Origin of the sequence: Actinomadura sp. HBU206391 (genome assembly GCF_014323665.1) — a bacterium.
Taxonomy (GTDB): domain Bacteria; phylum Actinomycetota; class Actinomycetes; order Streptosporangiales; family Streptosporangiaceae; genus Actinomadura_C.
Genome location: NZ_JABVEB010000196.1, coordinates 1 through 10,225, shown reverse-complemented (window position 1 = coordinate 10,225; position 10,225 = coordinate 1). Strand labels below are relative to the sequence as shown.

10 protein-coding genes are annotated in these 10,225 nt (G+C 68.7%); 3 read left to right on the top strand and 7 right to left on the bottom strand.

Translation table 11 applies throughout. The features are described 5' to 3' along the window. Window positions 1-77: 77 nt before the first annotated feature. Window positions 78-296, bottom strand: coding sequence for a hypothetical protein (locus HKK72_RS30680; RefSeq protein ID WP_187237928.1), 219 nt, complete (start codon window positions 294-296; stop codon window positions 78-80). A 37-nt stretch (window positions 297-333) separates the two neighbouring features. Between HKK72_RS30680 and HKK72_RS42940 the strand changes: the two genes are divergently transcribed. After that, window positions 334-558 carry an MMPL family transporter gene (locus HKK72_RS42940; RefSeq protein WP_187237930.1) on the top strand — a complete coding sequence of 75 codons (225 nt, stop codon included), beginning with the start codon at window positions 334-336 and terminating at the stop codon, window positions 556-558. 182 nt (window positions 559-740) lie between these two features. Here the strand turns inward: HKK72_RS42940 and HKK72_RS30670 are convergent, their stop codons facing one another. Continuing rightward, window positions 741-3,104, bottom strand: a complete 2,364-nt coding sequence (locus HKK72_RS30670) for a penicillin acylase family protein (protein ID WP_187237927.1) — start codon at window positions 3,102-3,104, stop codon at window positions 741-743. A gap of 252 nt (window positions 3,105-3,356) precedes the next feature. Between HKK72_RS30670 and HKK72_RS30665 the strand changes: the two genes are divergently transcribed. Further along, window positions 3,357-5,393, top strand: coding sequence for a hypothetical protein (locus tag HKK72_RS30665; RefSeq protein ID WP_222721340.1), 2,037 nt, complete (start codon window positions 3,357-3,359; stop codon window positions 5,391-5,393). Between the two features lie 126 nt (window positions 5,394-5,519). Here the strand turns inward: HKK72_RS30665 and HKK72_RS30660 are convergent, their stop codons facing one another. From HKK72_RS30660 to HKK72_RS30645, 4 genes are read right to left on the bottom strand one after another with little or no spacing between them, the layout of a single operon-like run. Continuing rightward, window positions 5,520-5,990, bottom strand: a complete 471-nt coding sequence (locus HKK72_RS30660) for an SAM-dependent methyltransferase (protein WP_187237926.1) — start codon at window positions 5,988-5,990, stop codon at window positions 5,520-5,522. 16 nt (window positions 5,991-6,006) lie between these two features. After that, the gene (locus HKK72_RS30655) at window positions 6,007-6,804 is read right to left on the bottom strand and encodes an ABC transporter permease (RefSeq protein WP_187237925.1); all 798 of its coding nucleotides are present in this window, start codon (window positions 6,802-6,804) and stop codon (window positions 6,007-6,009) included. After that, the gene (locus HKK72_RS30650; RefSeq protein WP_187237924.1) at window positions 6,801-7,565 is read right to left on the bottom strand and encodes an ABC transporter permease; all 765 of its coding nucleotides are present in this window, start codon (window positions 7,563-7,565) and stop codon (window positions 6,801-6,803) included. The genes HKK72_RS30655 and HKK72_RS30650 overlap by 4 nt, the downstream gene beginning before the upstream one ends. Next, entirely contained in the window at window positions 7,558-8,472 is a 915-nt protein-coding gene (locus HKK72_RS30645) for an ATP-binding cassette domain-containing protein (protein WP_187237923.1), read from the bottom strand. The genes HKK72_RS30650 and HKK72_RS30645 overlap by 8 nt, the downstream gene beginning before the upstream one ends. A 138-nt stretch (window positions 8,473-8,610) precedes the next feature. Between HKK72_RS30645 and HKK72_RS30640 the strand changes: the two genes are divergently transcribed. After that, the gene (locus tag HKK72_RS30640; protein ID WP_187237922.1) at window positions 8,611-9,243 is read left to right on the top strand and encodes a TetR/AcrR family transcriptional regulator; all 633 of its coding nucleotides are present in this window, start codon (window positions 8,611-8,613) and stop codon (window positions 9,241-9,243) included. Between the two features lie 155 nt (window positions 9,244-9,398). Here HKK72_RS30640 and HKK72_RS30635 read toward each other — a convergent pair whose 3' ends face one another. Further along, complete coding sequence (locus tag HKK72_RS30635) at window positions 9,399-10,106, bottom strand: HAD domain-containing protein (protein WP_187237921.1); 708 nt, start codon at window positions 10,104-10,106, stop codon at window positions 9,399-9,401. Between the last annotated feature and the right edge of the window lie 119 nt (window positions 10,107-10,225).

Sequence of the window (10,225 nt, the reverse complement as noted above, 5' to 3'; positions counted from 1 at the left end):
GACGTCACCTTCGACAGCGAGCATCGCGCCCAGATCCAGCGACGCCTTCGAGGCGGTCTCGGTATCGGCTGAGGCGCTCACATATTCCAGCTCCTGCGCCCCCCAGGCCGCTGCACAAACAGCCCGACGGCGACCACCCCACCCAGCGCGACCCACCCAATCCCGATCAGTACGCCGAAAATCGCCTGCCACCTGCCATGCAGCTGCTGGTTGGCGATTGTTGCCAGCGCGGCCACGGGGATCAGCCACAACACCACGCCCCTGACATCGGCGGTGGGCCCGATCATCTTCGACACGGCCGGCCTCCTTCATGGCGGTCCTGCCTCTCTTTGAATCCTTGCCGACCCGGCACCTCCCCGTCAGCCCCGAATTTCTTTCCGGGTTCCCCAGGCGCAGGCTTCGGTCAGGTCTGCCGGATCAAAGGCACCCCGCTGGGCTAGCCCAATTCCCGACGTCACCGTCGCAGAAGTCGGCATCGCCGTCGGTATCGGTGTCCTCATCGACACCTTGCTCGTCCGCTCGATCCAGGTACCAGCCCTGGTGATCATCCTCGGCTAGCAACCGGACCATCAACAGATACAAGAGACGAGGGAACACGAGCGCTGAGGATAGAAGGCCAGGTCAGATGCCTGCACGAGTTCTGGCACCGCACAGGCCCCCAAATGGAGTCCCCCAAAGGCCGAGATCGCCGTAACAACAGACAACCGCAGTCGCGAGTTCGAGTGGCATGGCGCCGTACGTCAGCGAAGATGGACCACCTTGAGGGCGGGGTCCCTCCTGATGTCGTCCGCGCAGAACGGTACCCGCACCCATTGGTTCTTGGAGAACAGGCGAGTCTGGTCGGCGTAGTGCGGCGAGGTGCGGTCGGCCGACTGCGAGTAGGTCAGCAGCGTGCGCGCGTCCGGGCAGCGGCCGCGGCCGAACGTGACCACTTGGACATAGCTGGAGCCGTGCTGCACCTCGGTATACCCCTTGCCGGGCGTCCAGGTCGCCTCGATCTTGTTCAGGACGCCCTGCGCCTCCGTACCGCCGCCGATCGGGATCCGCTCGCCGTTGCGGGTCACGTACTGGTGCTCACCCAAGGGGGCGTCGAGCGGGATCCCGGACTCCCTGAGCTCCGCGATCGCGTCCGTGAGGGCCTTGCGTACGGTGGGCGAGGCGGTGTTGAGGTCGCGAGGGGTGTGCACCGGATCGGAGGCGTTGAACGGCACGCGCCACAGGTCGGAGGCGCGGGCCGCCTTGCGCCAGTAGCGGTCGAACAGGAGGGCGCCCTTACTGTCGACATTGGCCGTGCGGTCCCAGCCTGCCAGGACCTCGCAGGGCTCGCCGAGGTTCATCTGGCGGCACATCGCGGCGGTGTCCTCGGCGGCCAGCTCGCCCGCGTGGTTGCGGTTGGCGAACACCAGCTCCTGCATGGACTCGCGGGTGAAGCGGCCCTTCCTCAGCCGGTCCTCGACGGCGACGAGGCCGCTGCGGGTACGGAGCGAACGGGTGGTCCGCTCCGTTCCGAGAATGCGGTCGAAGCCTTCCAGGGGTTGCTCGGGGTTGGTGAGCCAGTAGCTGTCGTTGGAATTGGTGACGTAGTCGGGCCGGTTCAGGACGGGGTAGCGGTCCGGCGACAGAATGCCCGGCTGCAGTGCGCCGGGTGCCTTACCCGGTGTGCAGGACGACTTGGAGCCGTCCAGGATCGCGGCTCCGGACGACGCGAAGACGGCCTTGCCCAGTGGTGTGTTGCACCGGTCCGCGAACTCGTCAGTGATGTTGGGCAGCACCTGGAACTGGGTGAAGAGGGCGTTGCCGCGCGAGTCCGCCGCGATGGTGTTGACCCACGGCAGGCCCTGGGTGCGCTTGAGCGCGCGCAGGGCGTCATCGGTGGTACGGGCCCTGCCCAGCTCGAACGAGGTGTCGGCGATACGCAGGTTGGAAGCGTTGGGGTCGTTGAACGCGAACGCGTTCGATGCCGTCCATGGGAGCTGAACGGAGCTCACTGAGGTGACGACCGGGCCGTACCGCGTGCGCCACTGCGTCCCGGTAACGGCCCGGACCGAACCGTCCGGCTGCTTGGCCTGGACGGTCACGCGGCGCTGGGTCATCTTCTCCGGTCGCCCGTCCACCAGGTAGGAGGTCGGGTCGCCGGGGACCAGCTGGAGCTGGGTGAGCGAGAACGGGGTGCCCGTGGCGACGGTGTGGCTCCAGGCGAACGTGGAGTTGTGCCCGATCGACACCGATACCGAGCCCAGGAGGGCGCCGCCGCTCACGTCCAGCTTGCCGGGAATGGTCTGCTGCATCTGCCAGAAACGGCGGCCGGTGTGCCAGGGATAATGCGGGTTGCCGAGGAGGAGGCCGCGCCCGTTCGCGCTCGCGCCCTTGCCGACGGCGATGGCGTTGCTGCCCATGTCGGCGTCGGCTTTCAGGCCGCGCACCGCCTCGGCGATCTTCTCGGCGTCAGGGGCGGCCTGCACGGCGCCCGTGGGCGGCTTGGCCGCGGCCATCTGGTCGATCACCAGGCCGGAGCCGCCGAGCATCGCCATCGCGTACCCGCGTTTGTGCACGTCGAACTCGGTGATGGGCCGCAGCCAGGGGGCGCCCTTGCACGCCGGGTCGGTGATCTTCCCCTCGCGCAGGAACTTGTTGTAGCCCGCCGCCCAGCCCCGGCTCAACTCCCGCACCTCGCGGCTCGGCCCGTACGGCGCGGGCCGTTCCAGCAGCCGCTCCACCGCCCGGCTCTGGTTGACCTCGGTGAAGAACAGGTCGCTGGCCAGGTTGCTGGTCGCCGATGACAGCGATTGGTCCGGCGCGGCCTCCGGCCCGAAGTAGCGGGAACGCTCACCGCGCACCGTGACCACGCCCTGGGCGAGCAGGCACACGTTGTCCTTGGCGGCCGCATATCCCGTACCGAACCCGAGGCCCACGTAGTCGCGGGCGACGATGTGCGGAATGCCGTACCGGGTGTAGCGGATCGTCGCCGACAGGCCCTTCCCGGCGTGCACGCCCTCGGCGTTAGCCGTGCTCACGGCGTTCGCAACCGGTGCGGTGACGGGCATCAGGGCGGCGGCGACCAGGACCGCCGCGACTCCAAGGCGGTGCGAACCCGTGCGGGACATACCCCTCCTTGATCACAGAGACCCCGCAAAAGTGGCACAGAAGACGTCCGGTGACAAGCAAGAGGCATGGCTCTGGCCGCATGGTGCGTCGTGTCCGGAGGGCCGCGCCAAGGGAACGACTCCTGGGAGTATCAGGCATGAAACAGCCAGATAGCGCTCATCCACCCTCGTTGCTTGCAATTTGGCTACTTTCCTCACAAACCTCGCGGAACGTGGCACCTTCCAGGGAGCAATAGCGACTCAGGAGGGCATGTGCGCCTGCAACGCGCGTTCTCGATCTTTACCGTGGCGGCATCCATGATCGCGGGCTCCGCCGGGCCCGCGATCGCCGCGGCCACGTCGGCCACCCCCACCCCGGCGACGTCCCATCCCACAGCGCCTCCCCCGACCCGCGGATGCGACCCGATCGCCGGAACCGAATGCCTGTTGCCCTTCCCGAACGACTGGTACACGACCAGCGCCCACACGCCGACGGGCCTGCGGCTCGCCCTCACCGACGAGATGACGCCCAAGAACGCAGCGGGCAAGGCCATCGACCCGGCCGCGTGGAACATCTCCGACGGCTTCTCGCCGGGGTCGATGCTCCTCGCCCAGGTGCCGGGCCTGGACCTCGCCAAGACCGGGGCCGCGCCGGTCACCGATGTCGGACGGTCCCTCAAACGGGACGCCCCGATCGTCATCGTGGACACCCGGACCGGTGAGCGCTGGCCGTACTGGGCGGAGCTCGACGCGAACGCCACCGACCCGGCGCGGCAGGCCCTGATCGTCCGGCCGGCGAAGAACTTCCTGGAGGGCCACCACTACGCCGTCGCCCTCCGCGACCTCAAGGACTCGTCCGGTGCCCGGATCGCGGCGCCCGCGACGTTCACCCGCCTCGCGGGGGCCAAGCTGGGCCGCAGGGACCCGCTCGCCGCGCGCCAGGACGCGCTCCGCGGCACCCTCAAGGACCTCGGCCGCGCGGGGGTGGGCGGCAAGGGCCTCTACCTGGCCTGGGACTTCACCGTCGCCAGCGAGCAGGGCATCGCCGGACAGGTGCTGGACATGCGTGACGACGCGCTCCGCGGCCTGCACGGGCGGTCGCCGAAGTTCACGGTCACCTCGATCACCGACTTCACCCCCGAGCAGGACGCCAACATCGCGCGCGAGGTCAAGGGCGAGTTCCTGGTGCCGAACTACCTCGACCTGCCCGGAGGCCCGCCCGGTTCCAAGCTCAACCGTGACGCGCACGGTGATCCGGCGCGCTTCGGCGACGACGTCCACGCGCAGTTCCAGTGCGAGATCCCGCGGGCCGCGTTCTCCAAGCCCGCGCGGCCGTCCCTGTACGGGCACGGCCTGCTCGGCAGCATGTCCGAGGTCCGTGCGTCCAACGTCCGCGCCATGGCCGGCGAACACGACTTCACCTTCTGCGCCACCGCCTGGATCGGCATGGCCTCGGAGGACATCGCGAACGTCACCGGCGTGTTCCGCGACTACTCCCGCTTCGACACCGTGGTCGACCGCCTCCAGCAGAGCCTGGTCAACTTCGTGTTTCTCGGCCGCACGATGATCACCAAGGACGGGCTGGCGAGCGACAAGGCGTTCCAGGACGGCAAGGGCCGCTCCCTGATCGACTCGCGCGCCGACCTGGTCTACGACGGCAACAGCCAGGGCGCCATCGCGGGCGGCGCCGCCGTCGCCGTCTCCCCCGACGTGCGCTTCGGCGTGCTCGGCGTCGCCGGCATGAACTACAGCACGCTGCTCAACCGCAGCGTCGACTTCGCGCCCTTCCAGGGGGTGATGGACGCCAACTACCCGGACAAGCTCGACCAGCAGCTCTGCTTCGCTCTGCAGCAGATCCTGTGGGACCGCGCCGAGACCAACGGGTACGCCCAGCACCTCGGTGACGACCCGCTGCCGGGCTCGCCCCGCCACCGCATCCTCACGCACGTGGCGTTCGGCGACCACCAGGTGGCGAACGTCACCGCCGAGGTCGAGGCCCGGACGATGGGCGCACGCATCCACCAGCCGGCGATCGCGCAGGGCCGCAACCCCGATGTCTTCCCGTACTGGGGCATCAAGGCACTGCCGCACGGCCCCTACGCGGGTTCGGCGATGGTCGTGTGGGACAGCGGCACGCCCGCTCCCCCAGTGACCAACACGCCGCCGGCCGGTGAGCAGTACGGCGTCGACCCGCACGAGGACCCCCGGGCCGACGCCACGGCGCGGGCGCAGAAGGCGCGCTTCCTCAAGGACGGTGTCGTGGTCGACGTCTGCGGCGGCCGCCCCTGTACGGCACCGCACGCGGAGTAGGCGTCTCCCCGCCGCCGCGGCGCGCCTCCGGGCGTCGCCGCGGCGGCCCAGGCGGGGAGTCGCCGGTGAGCGCTTCGTCGCTACTACTCCGGCGACCGCATTGCCCTCCCCTGAGAGTGATGGGCCTCAGTAGTAGCGGCTCATGAGTTTGGTGGCCCAGGCCGGCTGGGTGACCGGGTGGCGGGGAGCGAACTCGACCAGGTAGGGCTTGATGTCCAGGACCGGTGTGCCTGACAGCGCGTCCAGGTCGGCGACGTGCAGGTCAAGGCCGTCCACGGCGAGCAGGCGGCAGCGCGAGACGCCGAGACGGTTCGGGCGGTACGGTCCGCGATGGGCGAAGATCCCCACGGGTGCCGCGCTCGGATCGCCCCTCGGCGGACGGGGCTCGCCGTGCACCGCGGCCGGGTCGATCCGATCGAAGTGGAATACGACCTCCATGTGGGAGAAGTGCTCCAAGCCGATCACCGCCGATGGCGTGAAGGACTCGCCGTCCAGCCGAATCACCGCTCGAACGTCGTCCCAGTCGTCTTCATACATCTCGCTACGTCCGCCCACCACCTGGCCGACCGGCCGCAGGGTCACGGTTTCCGATGTCATGGTGTTTCTCCGGGTTCTAGTACCGGCCGAGAGTGCCACGGCGTTTCGCGAGTCGTTCGAGCCGGACGAACAGGACCACCCCGGCGGCCGTGATGAGCAACGGCTGGGCGAGCAGCCACCCGAGACCCCAGCCGGTCGAGAGCGTGGCCAGGGAATGCCCGTCGAGCAGGATGTCACGCATGGCCTCGAGACCGGGGGAGATGGGGACCACCAGCCGGCTGAGGAAGGCGATCGGGTCGGGCAGGGCGGCGAGGGGCACCAGGGTGCCGCCTGCGATGGCGTAGACGGCCACGGACAGCTGCGTGACGATCTCGATGCGCTTGAACACCAAGGTGAGCCCGCAAAGGATGAGAGCGAGCCCGCAGGTACCCAGCACGATGGCGGTCAGCGGCACCACCACCTGCGCGTCGAAGGGCACCTTCCCGCCTTGGACGGCGATGGCGGTCGCGCCGGTGGCCAGGACGGCGAGCACGGAGGGCAGGGCAGAGATCACGGCGGCGACCTGACGGCCGAGGATGAGCGCCGCCGAGGGCAGCGGGGTCAGGTAGGTCTGTTCCAGCACGCCGGACTGGATGTCGCCCAGATAGCTCCAGAACACGCGGTTGACCTGCTCGTGGATGAAGGTCAGCGCGACCATGCCTATCAGCGTCGGCAGCAGGAGTTCCGCGCGCAGCTGCCCGCGTCCCATGAAGAGCACGATGAGCAGGTAGAACAGCGGGAACGTGATCATCTGGATCAGGGCTTCGCGCCATCCGGCGACGAGGTTGAGCAGGCCCTTGCGGACCTCTGCGGCGAAGCCGCGGGCGAAGATCATGACGACTCCAGGGCTCGGCGGTGGTTACGGACGAAAAGCACGCCGCTGACGACGGTGAGCGCGAGGGTGTGGATGATCAGCAGTGGCAGGGTGCCGCCGGTCCAGATCTCGCCCAGGGTCCGGCCCTCGAACAGCGTCCGGGTGATCGCCTCGACGCCCAGAGTGGTGGGCAGGAGTCTGGCGAGAACGGCCAGCCAGTCCGGGTAGAAGGCCAGCGGCAGAAACGAGCCGTTGAGCAGCAGCACCAGCGCGGTGAACAGAGCCTGCAACGCGCCGATCATCGGGGAGGCGAGAGCGAGGGCGGCAAGCAGGAAGGTGAAGGCGAGCACGTTCACCCCCAGCAGCAGGGCAGGCAGGAGCGCCGCCCAGCGCAGCGGGATCGTGATCCCGGCCACCAGCATCGGGACCAGGGCGGCGACGGCGGCCACGGTCAGACCGAACACCGAGGCCGTGATCAGCCGGCCGAGCATCGGCAGCCAGGGCGGCGCCGGGGTCATCTGCGTCTGGGCGAAGGTGCCCGCGCGTTTCTCCTCGATGAGGTCGGCCACCATCACGAGAGCGGCGTACTGGAGGAACCAGTAGCCGCCGATCGCGACGAGGGTCTGCGGGAGCAGATCGTCGCGTAGCTGCCCCTGGCCCAGCACGAACTGCAGGCCGAGGTACATCGTGGTGCTCATCAGCAGCGTGATGATGTGGCCGACCGGGTGGGACAGTTGAACTCGCAGGCCCTTGCCGATCTCCGCGCCGAGAACGTCAAGCATCGGACGGCTCCTTGACCAGGGAGAGGAAAACGTCCTCCAGGCCGGGCTGAACCTGGGCCATCGACTCCAGGACGACCCCTTCCGCGCGCAGCCGCTCGACCACGTCGTACACCTCGCTCGGGTCGCTCACCCGCACGCTGAACGTGGCGACGCCCTCGCGGATGACCGCGTCGAACCCGGCCGGAGCCGCTCCCTCGACGCGGATCTCGTAGGTGTCCCGTTCGCGGAAGCGGGCCAGCAGCTCACGCGTGGGCAGGTCGGCCACCAGCCGTCCCTGGCGTATGACGGCCACCCGGTCACACAGTTCCTGGACCACGTCCAGTTGGTGGGTGGTGAGCAGGATCGTGGTTCCCTGCTCACGGGCCAACTCGGCGATCCAGTCCCTGACGGTGCGGGTGGCCTCGACGTCGAGGCCGAGCGTCGGCTCGTCCAGCAGCACGATCGCCGGGTCGGCGATCAGGGCGGTGGCGATCGCCACCTTCTGTTGCATGCCGCGTGAGAAGGCGCCGACCTTGTCGTCGCGGCGCTCCCACAGCCCGAGTCTGGTCAGCAGCTCCCGTGCCCGGACGCGGGCCTCGCCCTTGCGCAGGCCCTTGAGCCGGCCGAAGTACATCAGGTTGTCCCAGGCCGACAGGGTCCAATAGACGTTGCGCGAGCCTTCCAGCACTGCGCCGAACTGTGCCATCGCGGCCGAGCGCTGCCGGGCCACGTCGAAGCCGCCCAGCCGGACCCGGCCCGAGGTGGGGGCCAGCAGGCCGGCCAGCATCTTGATGGTCGTGGTCTTGCCCGCGCCGTTCGGTCCCAGGAAGCCGAAGACCGATCCGGCGGGGACGTGCAGAGACACGTCGTCGACCGCCCGGACCTGCGCCGAGCCGTACACCTTGGTCAACGCTTCAATCTCGATCATGTCTGTTTCCTCGATTCGGAGTCTGCGGTGGCTTTGTTCGTCCGCTTGGAGGTCGGTGCCGAGATGGATGACGTACGTCACTAGGCCTCCACTCTAGAGTTGGACTCTAGTGAGTAAATCTAGAGATAGACTCTAGCCATGAGCGATGTCAAGCCGACGAGCAAGCGGGCACAGAAGGCACAGGCGACCCGCCGACGCATCCTGGGGGCGGCGCTCGAGCTGTTCGTGCAGGACGGATACGGTGCGACGAATCTTCAGGACGTCGCCGACAGGGCCGGCGTCGCGGTTCAGACGATCTACTTCGTCTTCGGCAACAAGCGCGCCCTGCTGAAAGAACTGGTCGACGTCACGATCGCGGGCGACGACGAGCCGGTGGCCACGATGGACCGGCCCTGGTACACGGACGCGCTGGCCGCCGACACGGCACAAGACGTGCTGAGCGCGTTCGTCGCGGGTACGCGGTCGATTCTGGAGCGATTCGCGCCGATCGGGAAGATGGTCGAAGCCGCGGCCGCGAGCGATCCCGAGGTCGCCGGTCTGTGGCCGCAGGACGTCGATCCGCGATACCTGGTTCACGAAGGAGTGGCCAAGGCCCTCGTCGGCAAGCCCGATGCGCGGCCGGAGGTGTCGGTGGAAGAGGCCGCCGACCTGCTGTACGGCCTGCTCAGTCCCGAGCTGTACCTGTTGTTCGTACGCGAACGCGGCTGGCCGCAGGAGCGCTGGGAACGGTGGGTCGGCGAGACCCTGCGCGCCCAGCTCTGTTCCGGTTAGGCCCGTCGGCGGCTGCGGTAAGCCGCGATCTCGGCGCGAGCCGCGCCTGGGTGAGTCAGACTCGTGGGCGATGTGAAGTGTCCTGCTCTCATCGCGTCGCCGTCGGACCGGTGGTCTGCCTGCCAGGCTGTGACACCGGTTCCGATGAGCCTGCGTTATCGGTTTCCACCCGAACCGCCTCCCCCACGGCCGGTAACCGGGCGGAGACCTCTGGGGGCTGCATCGACGGCACTGTGATCGAAAACGGTTCCCAAGGCCTCATCAGCGCCGGCCCGCTCGCTTCCAACAGTGGGTACCGGCGCCGGCGGCAGGGCACGAAGCTGTGGCGTTCCCCGAGCATCGCGCAACCACTCGTCGAGGGCGACGAAGTCCGCATCGGTGAGGCCTCGGCGGGCGTCGACACGGTGGAGCAGGCTCCGTCCTCGATGGTGTGCGGACACCCAGGCCCGATCGACATCCGTGATCTCATCGTCGACCCAGATGAATGGGCGCCCTGCCGCCCAGTCGACGAGGGCGCGGGTCTTCCAGTGCAGTCCGTCGCGCTCATCCCGCTCATCCTGGTCGGACGGCTCCGGCCAGGCCACGACCGCCGACTCCGGCAGGCCGATCAGCGGGGCGATGCTCTCGTTCGCGTCCGCCATCCATGTCGTGGCCCAGACCAGCTCGCACGGTAGCGCCGCCAACCGGGGCCCATGCCCTGGATCGATCCTGGCCAGAAGCGGATTCCCGTCGGCCTCCAGCGGTTCGGAACCTGTCTGGTACGTCGGGTACCCGCCAGGGAACTGCTGCGGCTGCGCACCGAAGGGAATGAGCGGCCCGTCGACGTCGAGGAAGAGCAGTGGACGCTGCTTGGAGCCGGTCACGATCGCACGATAGCGAGCCCGTCCTGACACAGGCCCAGCGCGCTACACGCTCTTTCCGAGAGGCGGGCCCATCTCAGCCATGGCCGGTGGCTCCCGATGAGACGAGAACGACGACACCG